Annotated in this window: 9 protein-coding genes; 3 read left to right on the forward strand and 6 right to left on the reverse strand. The window is 40.2% G+C overall.

Annotation, left to right across the window (positions count from 1 at the left end):
- Position 1: 1 nt before the first annotated feature.
- Both A379_RS08210 and A379_RS08215 read left to right on the forward strand, forming a co-directional pair.
- Entirely contained in the window at positions 2 to 3,172 is a 3,171-nt protein-coding gene (locus A379_RS08210) for an efflux RND transporter permease subunit (RefSeq protein WP_040727411.1), read from the forward strand.
- On the forward strand, positions 3,169 to 4,470 hold the full coding sequence (locus A379_RS08215) for a TolC family protein (protein ID WP_081696377.1): 1,302 nt from the start codon (positions 3,169 to 3,171) through the stop codon (positions 4,468 to 4,470). The genes A379_RS08210 and A379_RS08215 overlap by 4 nt, the downstream gene beginning before the upstream one ends.
- A 436-nt stretch (positions 4,471 to 4,906) precedes the next feature.
- Here A379_RS08215 and A379_RS08220 read toward each other — a convergent pair whose 3' ends face one another.
- From A379_RS08220 to A379_RS08230, 3 genes are all read right to left on the reverse strand, one after another.
- Positions 4,907 to 8,449: a site-specific integrase gene (locus A379_RS08220; protein ID WP_040727414.1), complete on the reverse strand. Its 3,543-nt coding sequence runs from the start codon at positions 8,447 to 8,449 to the stop codon at positions 4,907 to 4,909.
- Complete coding sequence (locus A379_RS08225; protein ID WP_198525661.1) at positions 8,439 to 11,111, reverse strand: hypothetical protein; 2,673 nt, start codon at positions 11,109 to 11,111, stop codon at positions 8,439 to 8,441. Before A379_RS08225 ends, A379_RS08220 begins: the two co-directional genes overlap by 11 nt.
- 463 nt (positions 11,112 to 11,574) lie before the next feature.
- A complete protein-coding gene (locus A379_RS08230) occupies positions 11,575 to 12,960 on the reverse strand; it encodes a mannose-1-phosphate guanylyltransferase/mannose-6-phosphate isomerase (protein WP_040727417.1) in 1,386 nt (461 codons plus the stop codon).
- 349 nt (positions 12,961 to 13,309) lie between these two features.
- Between A379_RS08230 and gspC the strand changes: the two genes are divergently transcribed.
- Positions 13,310 to 14,098, forward strand: coding sequence for a type II secretion system protein GspC (gene gspC / locus A379_RS08235; protein ID WP_040727419.1), 789 nt, complete (start codon positions 13,310 to 13,312; stop codon positions 14,096 to 14,098).
- Positions 14,099 to 14,214: 116 nt separating this feature from the next.
- On the opposite strand, the gene A379_RS08240 is transcribed toward gspC, so the two are convergent.
- From A379_RS08240 to A379_RS08250, 3 genes are all read right to left on the reverse strand, one after another.
- The gene (locus A379_RS08240; protein ID WP_040727420.1) at positions 14,215 to 15,822 is read right to left on the reverse strand and encodes a c-type cytochrome; all 1,608 of its coding nucleotides are present in this window, start codon (positions 15,820 to 15,822) and stop codon (positions 14,215 to 14,217) included.
- A complete protein-coding gene (locus A379_RS12755; RefSeq protein ID WP_051145103.1) occupies positions 15,819 to 16,559 on the reverse strand; it encodes an SCO family protein in 741 nt (246 codons plus the stop codon). The genes A379_RS08240 and A379_RS12755 overlap by 4 nt, the downstream gene beginning before the upstream one ends.
- Positions 16,560 to 16,695: 136 nt before the next feature.
- Positions 16,696 to 17,382: a hypothetical protein gene (locus tag A379_RS08250; RefSeq protein WP_157832359.1), complete on the reverse strand. Its 687-nt coding sequence runs from the start codon at positions 17,380 to 17,382 to the stop codon at positions 16,696 to 16,698.
- Positions 17,383 to 17,430 lie beyond the last annotated feature (48 nt).

Consider the following 17,430-nt stretch of genomic DNA (forward strand, 5'->3'; position numbering starts at 1 on the left):
CATGATTAATAGACTCATCTCTTACTCTATCCAGAACCGAATTTTGGTGCTGTTACTCAGTCTGACCATCGCCGCATGGGGGTGGATGGCTTTAAATAAAACCGCACTTGACGCGATTCCAGATCTGTCTGATGTTCAGGTTATTATTAAAACCCCGTTTGCGGGTCAAACCCCACAGGTGGTAGAAGATCAAATTACCTATCCGGTTTCAAGTTTAATGATGTCGGTGCCCAAGGCTAAAGTCGTAAGGGGTTACTCATTCTTTGGGGACTCTTATGTCTATGTCTTGTTTGAAGATGGCACAGACCCTTACTGGGCAAGAAGCCGAGTTTTGGAGTATTTGAACCAAGTTAAAGGGCAATTACCGCCGTCAGCGCAACCCGTTTTAGGGCCGGATGCATCAGGGGTGGGGTGGATCTATCAATATGTTTTGGTGGATAGAAGCCTTAACACCGACCTTGCTCAGCTGCGCAGTTTGCAGGACTGGTTTTTAAAGTTTGAACTGCAATCCATTGCGGGCGTATCCGAAGTGGCCTCAGTTGGCGGCATGATTAAACAGTATCAGGTGGTGGTCAGTCCCAACAAACTGCGCGCCTATCAAATCCCCTTAAAACAAGTTCAAGAAGCCATTCGTAAAAGCACCGTTCAAATGGGTGCCTCGGTCATTGAACAGGGTGAAGCAGAATACATGGTCGCTGTGAAAGGCTATGTGGACAAAGTGAGCGATTTAGAGTCGATTCCATTAGGCATGACTTCGAGCAATGGTTCACCGCTTTTATTAAAAGACATCGCCCAAATTAAGTTAGGTACTGAGTCACGTCGTGGCATTGCCGATTTAGATGGCGAAGGCGAAGTGGTTGGCGGCATTGTAGTGATGCGTGCGGGTGAAAATGCATCGCAAGTCATTGCGGCGGTTAAAGATAAAATTTCAGAACTGAAAAAAAGCTTACCTGAAGGCGTTGAGTTGGTCGAGGTTTACGACCGCTCTGGATTGATTGACCGTGCAGTGGACACCTTAACCAATAAGCTTTTGTTAGAAATGTTAATTGTCGCGTTGGTATCTATCGTCTTTTTAATGCATTTGCGGTCTGCTTTAGTGGCCGTTATATCCTTGCCGTTAGGTATTTTAGGCGCGTTTATTATCATTGAAGCGATGGGCGTTTCTGCCAATATTATGAGTTTAGGCGGTATTGCCATTGCCATCGGGACAATGGTGGATGCCACCATTGTCATGATTGAAAACGCACACAAACACCTTGAAGCACATTACCAAAAAACGGGCGAGGTCGCCAAAGGCGGTAAACACTGGCAAATTGTTTTAGCGTCCGCAAAAGAGGTCGGTTTACCGCTGTTTTTATCGCTGTTGATTATCGCCTTAAGTTTTGTGCCTATTTTTGCTCTGCAAGAACAAGCGGGTCGATTGTTTACACCGCTGGCTTTAACTAAAACCTTGGCTATGGCAGTTGCGGCGGCATTGGCGATTACGCTCGTGCCGGTTTTAATCGGCTACTTTGTGCGCGGACGATTGCCTAAAGAGAGCAAAAACCCAATTAACCGCGTGTTAATTTATCTTTATCGACCTACCTTAAAGTCATTATTGGCTTGGCCAAAAACCGTTATTGTCGCCTCTCTGTTGGTATTGGCTTCGATAGTCTACCCTTGGCAACAACTAGGCTCGGAGTTTATGCCCGAACTTGAAGAGGGCGATTTACTCTACATGCCAACCACCTTACCAGGCCTGTCGATTGGTGAGGCACAAGCGTTATTGCAAAAAACCGATGCCATCATTAAGTCGTTTCCAGAGGTTAAAACGGTATTCGGTAAAATCGGCCGTGCCGATACCGCGACCGATCCTGCACCCTTAACGATGATTGAAACCACTATTCAGTTGCATGACAAATCGGAATGGCGAGCCGGCATGACTTTACCGAAGCTAATTGACGAGCTAAACAACAAGGTGAAATTTCCAGGATTAACCAATGCTTGGGTGCAACCCATTAAAACCCGAATCGATATGCTCTCCACCGGGATTAAAACCCCGATTGGGGTTAAAGTGTCGGGGGAGGACTTGGCTGAAATAGAGAGCATAGGTCAAGAAATTGAAGCTGCAATTAGTGAACTGCCCGGTACTTTATCGGCTTTTTCAGATCGCGCACAAGGCGGGCGCTATATTGATATTTTGCCAAATAGAACCAATATGGCTCGGTATGGTTTAAATATGGAAGGTTTGGCGGATATTCTCTCAACGGCAGTAGGAGGAAAGGCGTTACAAACCACCATTGAGGGTCGAGAACGCTATTCGATGAACCTTCGTTATCCGCAAGTTTGGCGAGATTCAGTACAAAAACTGCAACTGTTACCGATTGTTTCGCCAACAGGTCAACAACTGCAACTCGGTCAAGTCGCCGATGTGGTCATTCAATTAGGGCCGCCAATGATTAAGTCTGAAAACGCGCGCTTAAATGGCTGGACGTTTGTAGACATTGAAAGCGGTACCGATTTAGCCGGTTACGTTGAGCAAGCCAAGCAAGTTGTGGCCGACAAGGTTACCTTGCCCGCGGGTTACAGTATCGCCTGGACGGGGCAATATGAGTATCTGTTGAAAGCGCAAAAAACCCTTGAAACGATTGTGCCGTTTACCATTCTCATTATTTTTATGCTGCTCTACCTTATCTTTAAAAATGGCGTAGAAGCCTTAATGATTTTAATTGTGGTGCCGTTTGCTTTGCTTGGCTCTGTTTGGACAATTTGGTGGCTCGGTTACGACTATTCGGTTGCGGTAGCTGTGGGGATGATTGCCCTTGCGGGGGTGGCCGCTGAGTTTGGGGTGATTATGTTGTTATATCTCAAGCAGGCCATTGAAGGCGCTCAGCAAGCGCAACGTTTAAATAATACCGACGATTTGATTCAAGCCATTATGAAAGGTGCAGTACAGCGTATTCGTCCTAAAGCGATGACTGTGATTGTGATTGTGGCCGGCTTAATGCCCATTATGTATGGCAGTGGCACAGGCTCAGAAGTTATGCAACGGATTGCCGCACCGATGATTGGAGGCATGATTTCCGCCCCAATTGTCTCGATGATATTGATTCCCATACTGACCTTTCTTCTTTATAAAAAGCGTCTCTTTTCGAAAGAGGAAGGTCAATTCGTGTTAAAGGAAAAATCATGATGAACCGATTAATAGTCTTATTATTTTCAGGGGCAGCGTTTTTTAGCGCTGCATTGACGACGTTGCCTGTTTTTGCAAATCAGGCGGTTGAGCCGATTGTGTTTAAAGCTTCGCCATTAAAAGCACTTTTTAATCAGGCGCTGGCCAACAATCCTAGTCTGTTCTTGGCGCAAGCGATGGAGCAGACCGCTAGTAGCTATCAGCAAGAAACCCAAAGTTTGTTAGAGCCTAAAGTCGGCTTTCAGTCCGAGTTGAGTTATGCGTGGATGAAAAACAAGGATTTTGCGCGAACCAGTAACCAATTACAGGCCACTATTCCGCTTTATCAACCAGATAAATCAAATTTAATTGAGATGGCTGATCATGAATATAAAGCGTCGACCTATCAGCGAGAAGCGGAAGAGCAACGGCTATTTTTGAATATTGCTGAGCTATACTTTGACTATTGGCAAAAAGAAGCCGAATTTGAATTTTTGCAAAAGGAGAAGGCCTCCATTTATGAAATTCTGCAGCAACTTAATCGACGTTTTCAAATTGGTTATCAAGATCTGAACGACATAGTTGAAATTCAAGCGCGATTGGATACCAATCAGTCGGATTTAATTAATGCAAAATTAGCAATGGGGATTGCAAAGACCAATTTAGAGGAGTTGGTTGGCACGGCGATTACTTTAACCGACCAAGTTTTTCCAGAAAATTTGCCTGAGAGTTTATTAAATCAAACCCAGCTTACCGATGAGTCCGACTGGTTCCCCTTGGTAAATAGCCACCCAGAAATACAACTCATCAAAGCCCAGCAAACTGCCATTCGTGAATCGATTAGTTACGCAAAAAATCGGGACGGCCTTCAAATAGAAGCCTTTAGTGCTTTGGTATACAACGATAGTAATGGTAATTTTTACGATGATATGCAGGGCGTTCGAGCGGGAGTACGTTTAGAACTGCCTCTTTATACAGGTGGGGGAACAGACGCTGCAATTGCTAAAGCTAGGGGAATGCTGTCTCAAGCTAAAGCCAAGGAGCAACAAAAAATACTCATGTTAAGAACGCAAGCAAAGCAATCATTTATAAAATATCAAGCACTAAATGATGCATTACAATCGCTTAATGCATCTTTAAGTTCAACTCGTTTAGCAAAGGAAGCCACTGAAAATGGTCTAGTTACTGGTAGTCGTAACTTATTAGATTTATTAAATGCGCAAAGGCAAACGCATAAGATAGAAAGAGACATTCCAGTTGTAAAAGCACAAATCTGGAAGAGTTGGCATGAACTGCGTTGGGCTTTAGGTTTGTTATAGAAAAATGGGACGTTATCATTTAATTAATTACCTAACCGAAATAGAACAAAAAATTGACCAGGTCAACCTTCGAACAAACTGATGCCTTCAATTAGAAAAGAGGTTTATGTAAACGTATGGAAGATATTGTTTATAAATATATGCCGTTTAGGAAGCATTTCTTTGAATTTACTTGACCCGATTGGATGATTTACTTTATTATTTATGAGATGAGTGTGACCCACATGAAGATTCATGACACCCGATTACCTAATTCATTAGGTCGTGGCTAAGCCGGTAAAGATTATGGGATTTCTGTTAGTCTAGAAATAGCTATCAGACGAACCCGCTTAGAGTTTACTTACTCTTTGCGGGTTTAGTTTTTTATGGGCGACCTAAACTGTCTCTCGATATTGAATATGTGTTCTTAATTTTTAACTGACTTGACTAGCTCTCTTCAAGCAGTTCTTGAAGTTTGCTGTGATTTAAGTTGACGCCATTTACAGTAACTATCTAATATAGACAGCAATAGATAGACCTCAAGATTCTTTGATTTTGTTTGATTGATTCTCTGAATCCTGAGGGTTAGTCGACCATTTGTGTTATTAATTCGACTGCCTGTAACGGCTGTGTTTATTAGTTGCTCTTCGCTTAACTCTAGGCTTTGTGCCCAATCCTCTATAGTTACTTTTCCGGACTTAGGAGGGCTAAATTTAAAACTACACTGCAAATCTAATGCATTGCATAAAGTTAGTACTGGTTTTGCTTCTTTAAACTGATGAAAAATGACATCAAACTCCCGAATGCTTGATAGAGAATCTTTGGCACTTTCCATTTTCGTTGTCATGCGTTCTATAAATTGACTTACTTGGTCTCGAAAGTCAGAGTAATTTTCATCAATCCATAGCGAATCATCTAATAGAGCGGTTTGAAGTTCTTGTGGCAGGCCTGTAATTAAGTTCAGTAAATTTGAATTTCCTTGAGATGTGTTAATCTCTTTGAAACGATAAGCAGGATTCATCTCAAAATGCTTAGAGATAGCTGAGAGCTCTTCTTTATCCAACCTCAGTAGTTTGGCATAGACCGCTTGTTGTTCATTATCTCGTTGAGCATATAGTTGAAAGAAGCAAAACGGCTTTAGTTTATTCAACTCATTCAAAGGTGTTAGGCTCTTTTTTTCTAGTGAGCTAAGGGATGAATTTTTTACACTTTCGTCTGGCTCTGAAGAAAACTCCTTTGATCTGGTTTTGGTAGGCAGAATGTTTGACCAAGGATAGACTGATTCGAGAATAACTTGAATCATGTCTTCGTTTTTAGATTTTTCATAGAGTGAACTTTTTGATCGTACACTTAAATTGCTTGCCCATACAATTGTCATGATCTCTTTGGCTCGTCGTCTTAGTAACCCTGCCACACTGATGTCCATAAAGTGGATGTAATGTTTTAAGGTTGTTAGAAGGTTTGAGTGCCCCATTGCTTTATGCAAGTAATAAGGGGCTTTGTGATAGCTTTCAGGAGTATGTACTGCCTGTGCCCAACGTTCCTTTGCCGTTTGTAAAAAGAGTTGAGTGCGCGGGCTGTGTGAAAAAAATTGCGTTTCTAGTTCAAGATTAAATTGGGCATTGATAATTGAGAGCATATCCCATGAGGCTTTTGAATGTCTTAGGTTGTGAAATTTAAATTTTTCATCCTCCGTAATCCCATGAAGTACTTGGAGTAGGGGATTAACTATTTTAAATGACTCTTGAGGTTTGGTTTTTTTCCCGGCAAGGAGATGGGTCGGATTTTTTTCAAAACACTTAGTCAAGCTTTCCAGGTAAGTCTTAATAATATTGAGTTCAAATTTTGAGAGATGTTCTTCTAAATGAAATTGTCTCTGTGAGTTTTGTGTCTTCAATTGATGTCCTTCATGGGGACGAATCAATAAATCGGGTTGTTCAGAATCAAAGATATAGTCTTTGTGATGAAGATTGATTGCCTCTCCTCGTCTTAGATCTAGTCGAAATCCAAAAATTAATAGTACGGCACTTTGGAGGAACTTCATTTTAGGTTCAGCAACGTTTTGCTGAGAGTCTATATCAGCCTGTAAGAGCTTTCTTAGGGCATCGTCGTACTCTTCAAAACTCAATACATTGGCATCGATATTAAATCTAGGCTTCTTTGCTCCACCAAAAAGTTCTTCATAATCAGGAATGAGGACTTGCTGGTTTTTGGAGATGGAACGCTGGAACCAATCTTCAAAACGCTTAAGATAATAACGCACGCGGTCGACCTGAATATCTTCAAGCTCAAGAACTTCTATGTATAAGTTTTGTCTTTCTAATGGAGAGAGTGATCGGATGACCCTTTGACTTGCCGTTAAAATTAGAGGTAAACCCACTGCATCGATATTTTCTAGAGCGATAGAGGGGGATAAGTTTTTTTGACCGTAGCTGTAATCAATTAACTCTTTTGCATACAATGCCATTAACTGTTCATTAATCGTTATCGAATGGCCATTCATCAGATCGATAAGTTGAAGCTGTATTCCCTTTATGATTCTGTAGTTATCTTTTTTAGAGATGTGATGTACATTTAAAACTCGTCTTATGGCTACCCATACTGAAGAGCGTGGGCGTCGCGGGTTTCCTGGTAGGTTCTGTGGGCTAAGATTGTGGTCGTTGTTTAAATACTGTTGCTGTTGATTATCAATTTTAAACAAGCGTTCGAATGCTTGAGGTGTCAGTGAACTGTTATCTATTGAACCTTCAATGTATTCAACCAACATTCCACTTAGGTTCGAATCAAGATGTAAGTAAGCCAGTGCTGAGTGTTTCCAGCTTTTAAAGGTTTCAAGTTTCAAGGTATGTTGAGAATACCCCAGCTGCCGATAGAACCTTGAGTTAGGTAGTTCCGGTTTTAGGTTGGCTGGCTGGCCGTGTTTTTTACAAAGAGCCAAATACTGACGGTAATACAGTTCTGTTAGCGGAGATAGAAAAATATTACGCGGTGCTTTAGTTTTAGGATGTGTTAGCCGTAGAAGAATTTGTCCACCACATCGTTCTAGTTTTTCAGGAGTGTTAAGCTTTTCTATGGCTTCCCTAAATATTGTTTCATTCAGTACATAGCTGTCGATTAGCAGGCTAATACTTAAAATGTCTTCAATAAAGCCCATATCATTAAAGTGGGTTGGAAGGATTTTCTGAACGAGCCCAGAAACTTTCTCAACTCTTAAAGCTCTTTTCCATTCATTCTCATCGGCAAAAGGGTTTTCCTCTCTAAAAGGTACTACGACGGAGTTAATAAAGCAAAGCTTCCAAAGTCCTTGGTGGTTACCAAATTCAATTAATAAATTGAGTGTCGTAAAAAGTGTTTCGATTTGAGTAAAATTTAACTTAAAGTCCTCAAGTGCACTTTTTAATAAAGACTCCCCTAGAGCATCACTAAATTCAGTTTTCGTAGATTGTCTTGCTTTCTGAATCACTTTTTCTAATTGAGCTTTTTTTAGGTTTTTTGAGTCAATATCAGGAATGTATTTATCTAGTTTTATCGTTGCAAATATTTTTGTATTTTTTGCTTTGTTCTTAGTATATGTAGGACCTAGAGCTACAATTACCCAATCGTAAAACAAGTTGGCCAGTGCGGGTTTGTCAGTCTCTTTAGGTGGAGTCTTCCTTTTAAACAATTCTATGTTTTGATCAAGTCTCATCGTTAAAAACTGCCTTAAGGTTTTTAGTGAGGCGGGATTAATAAGCATGGCTTCATTCCAGTCGCCTCGCCAGAAGGTTTCAATAGCAGGTTTTTCAATTTTGAAATGCTGCCTTAAACTCTGGATAGAATCGCTTCCAGTTTTTAGAGCCTTATATTTTGATTGAAATGAGCTGTGTGCTCTAATCTGGAGTAATCTGAGAGACGGTGAACGATTTTTTTGATTCAATCGTGCTGTTCTTTCTAACGTTTTGAAGAGTTCCTTGCGTTGTTCAAGAGGAGAAGAGTGCTTGCGAGGTGAGTTAACTTTCATGCTTAGCCTTTTTTTCAAGAAGAGGCTTAAACCCTAGTTCCGTTAGAATGTTTGGAATGACTTGCTTCATAGTATTTAGATAACCTTTTTTATCAAATAGGCTCATTCGTCCCCAGGGTTGAGTTCCTGTATTCCAGTGTCCAAGATAGGCATCAATAAAATATCCAGGAACCGTCATATCAATCATTCGGCCACGCAAATAGTGCCGATTTGCATTTGTCTTATATTCTTCTAGCAATCTTAAATAACTTAGCTCTTTTTCCCCAAGCCTGAGTGATTTCTTATTTTCAGTTAATAGATAAACCAAATCGCTTTTTGCTACAGAGCGTGTATAGGGCCTAATGCTTAAATTATCTGCTTTGGGAGCGCAATAAATTAACTTGTTTTGTTGATAGATATCTTGGGATTCAGGAGTGATGAGGTTTCGTCTTTTAAATTCAGTCAGTACCTTAGCTCGTATCTGGTGAAATTGTGTTAGAAAGAGCCTTAACTCTTCTGGAACGAAAATTATGCGGGTATTGAATCCATTGAATGTGTTTTTGTCATTTACGATGTAAAGTCCTTCATGACTTACCATTTCAAGCTCTATGATGGGATCGGTAATATCGCGAATTGCTGCTGAAAATGCACAATATAAGTCAGTGTAGAGTACAGCTGCGTTGAAGCGAGCACAAAGTTCATCTAGTGAAAGGTTTTTCAATTTGATTGAATAGTGTAAAGGCTTGAATATTCTTTTAAGAAGATTGGGAATAACTTTAAAAACTTCGGCTTTTAAAAAGTATGGAGAGCCGATTCGTAGGGGGGGATTAAAAGGGGCGTTGTATTCTACAAAATTCAACTTAAAGGCTTCTATACAGTGTCTTTCGAAAATCTGTTGAGTTCTGAGAGCCGTTATTGAAGCGTAGTGCTTTTGAGTGTTTTGCAATCCATTTTGTAGACCTGTAAAGAGTGATATGGTCCATAAATCGCCATGGACTAGAAAACTGTATTTTCTTTGAATTGCTTCTTTTATGTGCTTGGTTATGAATGAATATTTGTGGTTTTTTAAGAATTTATCAAATTGTCTTTTTCCTCGTAGTTTTGTCTGACGACGATCAATATGATTCCTTTTGTAAGATTCCAATAAACATACGATAAGCTCCCAAATATCATTGGGTATGTCGAACTCAACCTCCTCAACTTTTGTGGTTTCAAATAATTTTGGATCTGCTAAATGAAGTCTGTTCTTATATTGTGGAAAGCTTAATTCGACTTTGTGGTGATCGTGTTGAAGTCGAATTGAATGTATATCCAGAATAGCAGATTCATCCAGTTCAATCTTTACGATTTCACGGCCAAAAAGTAATAAAAATAAGCCGTATAGATAAGTGTCTGCGAGTTTAAAAAAAGAGCTTTGAACGCCATGTTTCTTAATATCCTGGCAGATGAAACTGAACTCAAGGAATAACCGCGTTAACTCATTTTCTGGTATGCGGCGTTTTAGTTGCTGATTACCTAGTGCGATATGAGGCTCTATTTGTTTTCCGGATTGAATTGAGCTTAGAGGGTTTACCAATTCACAAGGTTTTACTTTAGGCCAAATAAGTTGCGTGGTCTGTGTCTCTTCATCTAAATCATCTGATCGGTTTTTTGAGTTAGGTTTGTGGAGGTTGGGGGTAAGTTCTTCTTTAGGTTCATGAAGTACTCTGTAGGCATCTTTTAGGTTAGTATCATCGTTTGTTTTTACTAAAATGTATTTGTAATGAAGTTTGATATCACTTGTAAGAACAAGCCCCATGCTTCTGCTATAAGCAGATCTTTCAGATGATTTTCTAAGAGGGTCAGAGGTCATTCCTTTTGGTTTTATGTAGAATCTTTTGAAGAAATCATTTAGTTTTGTTTTCGCCTTGATTAACCAGTTGTTTTCATCTCTAGTGATGGATTCTAAATCTAGTTTATCTTCAAGGTTGTGGGTGTTTTCCTGTCCCTCATCTTCATTGATGGCATGAACTATTTTTTTAGGGTCATCCATATTGAGATAGCCCTCAATCAACAGATGTTCATAGGCATCGTCTCGTATTATTTTGATTAACCCATACGAAAAGTCATATAGAGCCTGAGTGCTTAGAGTAGAAATGCTGTTTGCAATGAGCTTGAAACCTTGGGATTTGATGAAATTGTGTACTTGTGTAACTCGTTGCAGTGAGCCGTCAACGGTTATGGTTTTATCAATGTAGGGAAAGAAAAGACAAACGTAAATAGGGTAGCGTTTTTTGTACCCCCATAGAAGTGGATCATGTATGAAGTGCTGTAATTGCGTTTGTGATATTTTTACAACCTGATTTTCCTTTTTTACCAATTCGAAGAAGTAATCAAATTTAATCGAAGGATATTTATTAGGAGGGAATTTTATTAAGATTTTTTCAAGAGCCCATTTGGCATTTTCAATTAGGGTTTTGAGTTTTTCATAGGGCTGTATGCCATGGGTGATTTCATTGTCTAGATTTATGAAGTTACTAAGTATATCAACAATGAGATAACCATCATCTGGAGCCGTAAGAAACTCTTTGAGGTCTTCCATCGCTTTAGTTTTTTCAGGGTAGTCACTATTCAGCGAATGCCAAATATCTAAGTTGGACGGAGCCGGCCTTTTAAGCTGCTTTTCTTCCATTAATGCTTCCATAATGACAGCTCAAAATAGCTGGAGTTTTTAGAGCTTAAAGGTCAGCCCTTTGCTCTAAAATTCAACTTAGTTATTCCAAATAAAATCATGATAATGGACTTTAATGTATAGAATATTAAATTGTTTTTAGTTTGATATAGCTATGATTTTATAGGGTAATATAGGTTTATGCAAGAAGAAGCATGGCTAGGTTTTTGTAGGGAAATAGGTTTTCAATCTGCTCTACCGACTGAGCTATGTGGCCAAAATAGAATGGGCGTATTGTATAGATGGGCTTTGCTAGTGTCAAATTTTATTTGAAGAAATCTTTAAATTTCTTTGTAAAAGAGCTGGAATCAAATATATACATCGTTTGAATGTTTGGCATCATGACGAATAACAGATGCATGAAGGGATAAAGCTTTTGGTAAAAGTAAAAAATCCATGCAACTACCGTTATATTTGCGTTATGTGAGTCATGTTTTTAACGCCCGTAAATATCATCTACACGCACAATGTCATCTTCACCTGTGTATTCACCCACTTGGACTTCTACCATGACCAAATCGATTTTACCTTGGTTTTCTAAGCGATGAAGTTGTCCCATTTGAATATAGGTGGATTCATTTGGACGAACTAAAAAAGTTTCATTTTCAACGGTCACGGTAGCGGTGCCAGATACTACAATCCAATGTTCATTACGGTGAAAGTGTTTTTGTAATGATAGGCGTTCACCAGGTTTGACAACAATACGTTTTACTTTGTATTGTTCTGAAGCTTGCAATACCTCATAAGTTCCCCAAGGACGGTGAGCAAGTCGATGTATCTCGGCTAATTCAGGTGCTTGTTTTTTAATTTGTGCGACAACTTCTTTCACTTTTTGTGAACTGCCTTTTTTAGAGATTAAAAGGGCATCACTGGTGTCCACCACCAATAAATCATCGACATCAATTAAGGCAACTTGGCGTTCACCCGTTACAATTAAATTATGGTTGGCATTCACACAAATGGGTTTGGGTGAATCTTTTAATCTTGGCAAGATTGAGTTTACCAGGCCTGGTTGTTTAACTTCATCGTATAAGGCATCAAAACTGCCTAAATCAGACCAACCCATGTCGCAAGGCACTACTTTGACTTTGTTTGATTGTTCCATTACCGCATAATCAATGCTGTCTTCAGGAATGGCTTGCATGGCAGCAAGGTCAATATTAATTTCGTCACCATTGTTGTCTTGCGGCATGGCTTTTTTACAGGCCTGGTAGATTTCTGGAGCATGTTTTTCAAGTTCTGCTAAAAATACGCCTGCTTTAAAACAGAACATGCCAGAGTTCCAATAGTAGTTACCTTGTTCGATATAAGATTGGGCCACTTCAGCCGTTGGCTTTTCTTTAAATGACAAAACATCATTTCCATTAGATTCAATATAGCCAAACCCTGTTTCAGGGTAAGTCGGTTTTATGCCAAAGGTGACTAGATAATCTTGTTTGGCAATCGCTTTGGCTTCTTGAACGGCTTTTTCATAAGCGGCTTGGTCTTTTACTAAATGGTCTGAGGTGGTTACAAAAACGATTTCATCGGCATTTAAAGCCATGCAAGCTAAAGCAATCGCTGGAGCAGTGTTACGCCCAGCGGGTTCCAGTAAAAATTGATTAGAGTGGGAGTCTATTTGCTCTAACTGATCTACCGCCAAAAAATACTGGTCACGGTTAGAGACAATCATCGATTTTGAACATAAAGAGGCATTACGCAAAACAGTATCTTGAAACAGTGATTTACCTTCAAATAAGCGTACAAATTGTTTTGGTAACATGGTACGACTTAAAGGCCATAAGCGAGTGCCAGAGCCTCCGCATAGAATAATATTAATCACTTGTTGTTCCTTACTGTTTTGGTGGTAAATCAGGTATAGATTTTTTGGTTATTATGCCAAAATAGTCTATAAGTTTGTTTTCTTTTAAAGAAGTTGTATCTCTTAGGCTGACTTTATTGGTGGATAATGCGTTTGATGGTTTTTTGAATTGTTCAATTGGTCTAATGAATTGATTTAGAATAATTAGATGTTCAGTCTTGATGACGTGCTTTTAAAATGTCTATATTATGTAATTAAAGCCAATTAAATTATGGTGATAATGCCTTTTTAATGCTAAGGATAATGCATAATAAAGTAGAAATAATAAAATTACTTCGGAGTTCTTTTGGATACCTTAACTAGAAGCAGAATGATTAATGGATTATTGATTCTATTACTTATACTCGTTGCATGGCTGTCAGGTAAGTTGTTTTGGACTTTTACGGACAGCCCCAATCAAGTATTAGTTGTTCCCGCTCTTCAAGAGAGTTTGTCTGTTAATCAGCAAAAAGGGGGGATTGCGCCTGTTTATCTCTTTGGGCGAGTTGAATACGCGGCTGACGAACCGCCCATTATTTCACAAGAAAACGTCAAAAAAACCAGCTTAAATCTCAAGTTACTGGGTGTACTTGTTGCACCAGGATTTGGTGTGGCCATTATTGAAAACAGTGGTAAATCAGAGAGCTATAGTCTTGAAGAAACCATTCAAAATGGTGTGGTTCTAAAAGAGGTTTACCCTTCTTATGTTGTACTTAATCACAATGGGCTTTTAGAAAAGCTACAAATGGTTGAGGAAGAGGATGTCTTTACTCAAAGTACGGATGCTCCTGAGTTAAATCAAAGACAGCTTACCATTTTAAAACATGTTAAAGAAAATGCTTTGAAGAACCCAATTACCATTATGCGCTATGTTCGTTTTGAAATGGTGCAACAAAATGGCAAGGTGGATTCGGTAAAGGTCTGGCCTCAAAAAGAGAAGGAGATTTTTCTCTCTCTCGGCTTTAAAGCTGGCGATGAGTTGAAGTCTGTAAACGGTTATTCGGTGGCTGAGTTGACTAAATCACCTGCTTTATGGCAAGAGCTTTTGAAACAAACAAATTTAGATTTAACCGTGATAAGAGATGGCCAAACACAAAATTTGTTGGTGCAACTAGATTAAGTCAATAGTCATTGGTATCCCTGAGTAAACAAATTCTCTAGCTTGCATGAGGGAGCTTACCGTAATATTAGCTTTATTAATAAAGGCAATATTACGGTCAGTAAAAACCTGCCACCTTAGGGCAGAATCCAAGTCGCATTTTTAGTATCTACATGCCCTTCCACAATCGGTAACAAGTAACCCCCCTTGGTAAGGAACCGTTGGTTGGGTCCAAGAGTCGCTCTAGGATGGATTGGAACATACACCGCTAACCCTTGGGCATGATCGAGTGAATCAAGCATGTAATCCCGCAGTAAATAACGACGTATGTGATTGAGTGCATCATTAGTGGCCAAACTGGCAAAAAATGCCTCAGACTGAATTCGAGGGTAGTTAATTTCGATTCCTCGTGTTCGAGCCCAAGCGTTAAAACGCTCCATTGCGGAGTCAGGTTGACCTGGTAAATAGTAGGGGTGGGCTACAAATATATGTTTGGGGGTTGATAGAGGTAGATTATCAAGATTACGATTTAGTAGTGTTGATGAGAGGTAGATACGCTCAACTGGAAGTGGGTGCTTGAAATTTGCAAGTTGCTCACTATTTAGCCAAAGTATGGTTGCAACATCCGATTTTTCAGACAGAGCTTTAGTCAATTCGGCTATAGGAGGGGAGTCTGAGCAAGAAAAACGAAGGTTTTCTACACTAAATTTATTTTCCAATAACTCTGAACGTAGGTTGTTTGCTACTTGTTCAGACGCCTCTCTACAGTATATTTGGATAACTTTTGAAACAGGGTGTGTTGTGAGGTGGTTAGCGATTAGATTTGCTTCAAGGTCGAGACCCTGTGAAAAATGTAGCGTATAAAAGCCTGTCGAATCAGCGTCAGCTAAATCGGTGGACGGGAATAGACAAGGTATTTCATGCCGCTCGCAAAAGCGACCAATAGGCTTCCAGGAGCCTGCGCTTAATCCCCCCATCATGGCAAATACGGGATTACTTTTGTATTGGTTTTCGAGCTGTTTGTCCCAGCTTGAGCGTGGACCACTGAGATTCCAAATATCTAAAACCCAGTCGCGATATAACGTCGGTAGTTTGCTTGCTGGTGTCTTTCCTCGGTTCCAGCGCAAACTCTCGAGACGAGTTTGCCTATTTTTCTCATTAACATAGGTTTGTAGAACGGATAGAAATGCATCGCGTTTATGTTCGTCAATCTCGTCAGTGATTACCGTAGCTAATCGAATGACCTTGTCATTCACTCCTGGCGCTGGAGCGCTAGATAATTTCTTTAGGTAAGATGTCAGAGCTGTTATTTCGTTATCGGAAAATTGATATCGAGGCATCAGAGGATCAAGTTTGCGACCCGCAGGATTCACTCCTGTACGAAGTGCACGTGCAAGACTTTGTTGATTATAAGCTGGGCGTGGCGGAAGGGTGGAATCAGAGAAGAGAAAGGGACCTGCAATTGGCAGAACTTGGTAAGTACCCTCAGAAGTACCCATGCCACTACGACCATGGCAGTTATGACAACTGAATTGATTCCCTGATATGCTAACATCGCCAGTAACAATTGCCGTTATAGGTTCTCCCGAGGGGCGAATGCCTTGTCTATAAATTCTTTGTCCAGAATCTATTTTTTCTGCATCGGCCGCTGTGGTCAAAGAAGGTGCAAAAAAAACACTGCTTCCAAGAAGAACAGCCGAAATGAATACGCTGTAACTCAATGTTGAACTCAGAGAGCGATTCAATTTAGTAGCCTTGTGGTTACTTCCCGAGTCAAGTCTGTACTACTGGCAAGACCGTCTATGCGAATCCATTCAGTACTGTTAGGCTGTTTCAGCAGGGTTAATGGCCTATGATTCATTTTTGAACCACTGAGGGCATTAAAGCGGGTTAGAACTTGAGAAATATCTTTGCTGTCACCTGTGAGGAAAGTCCAATCAGAATCCGCTTCGAAGAGTTTAGCGTATTTGCTGAGAACGGGTGGTCTGTCATACTCTGGATCAATTGAAATAGAGATTAACTTCATATTTGATCCTGCTTTACCGAGCTGTTTTCGCATCTGTGCAAAGGTCGCAGTCATCACAGGGCATATTGTATTACATGTTGTAAAAATAAAGTTTAGGGCTATTGGTTGGTCAGAATTGAGCAAGCTCTTTAATGACACATTAGTACCAGTTTTATCGATTAACGTTACTTCAGGCACGTCATATTGCCGTGTTGTAACTGAGTATTTTGGATTTTCCATTGCTGCTCGGTGCATGGCATGTTCGTCCATTTCCATGTGATTGCCATGATTCATGTGGTTACTATGATCCATGTGTAGCTGATGGTGTGAATGTTCAGATTTCTCAGAATCTTCACTGCTCCATGCAGGATTATTGCTTGTAAATAGCAATATTAGACTTGCTCCTAGAATGCTACCCCAACGCGATGATACTAGGGTTTTACGGCTAGATTTTTGCTGTGAATATAGGTTACTCATGTTGTCATCCTCTATCTTTAATACTCAATTTTTCCATCACTAATACATCAAATAGATGGATAGCGATAACCTCTCGGTTGGAATCTTGTCAACACTATCGTGATAGCTTTATGGAATTCGATTTTTGCTATATTTTTTATTTTCCTTGTCTGGCAACAGCCATGCCTAGGGATGGCATTGTGAAACGATTGTTGTCAATCTTTGGGTTAATCTCTACACTTTCAATGGTGAGAAAATGTGATTTTTTATCACCTTCAGTCTGGGTTTCCTGTCGACTTGCAATCAATAATCCATTTGTATCTTGCCAGTCGTGGTAAAAGGTCTCAACTCGTAGCTTTCTTCCCGCCAGATTTCGTAAGGCTTCGACTTTAACTTCAAGAGCCGTTTCTTTGTCAAGATACACCCAGCGCACGTCACCACTAGGAAGGCTTACTTTGAGTTTAAAGGTTTCTCTACCAGCAACGGTTTCCAGGCCTAGAATCTCTATGGCATGTCCTCGTTCTTTGTATTTGTAGAGCAGGCCATATAGATCAGCGGAGTCTGCCGCCATGTGAAATTCATTTTCAGTCATCGGTTCAGGATGTCTACGACCAAGAAATGGCAACAGCTTCCAGCCTGTTTTACCGTCAATGGCCTGTATGGATGATTCCCCATCGAAGACGAATTCAAGTCGCATTTTGTTAGGACGTTTTTGTTCAAGTGTGTAGGGTAGATTCATTCCCTGGCCAACATCGATGCGTCCTTTGAGTTGAATTGAGGAGACTTCTTTCCACTTATCAGCGCCACCGCGAGCTTCAATATTACGATCAACAAGGTTGGTCACAGCGCGAGCGGCCTTTTGCTCAGGAGAGAAATAATAAACGGGTGAGAA

The organism is Thiomicrorhabdus sp. Kp2 (genome assembly GCF_000478585.1).
In the GTDB taxonomy this organism is placed as follows: domain Bacteria; phylum Pseudomonadota; class Gammaproteobacteria; order Thiomicrospirales; family Thiomicrospiraceae; genus Thiomicrorhabdus.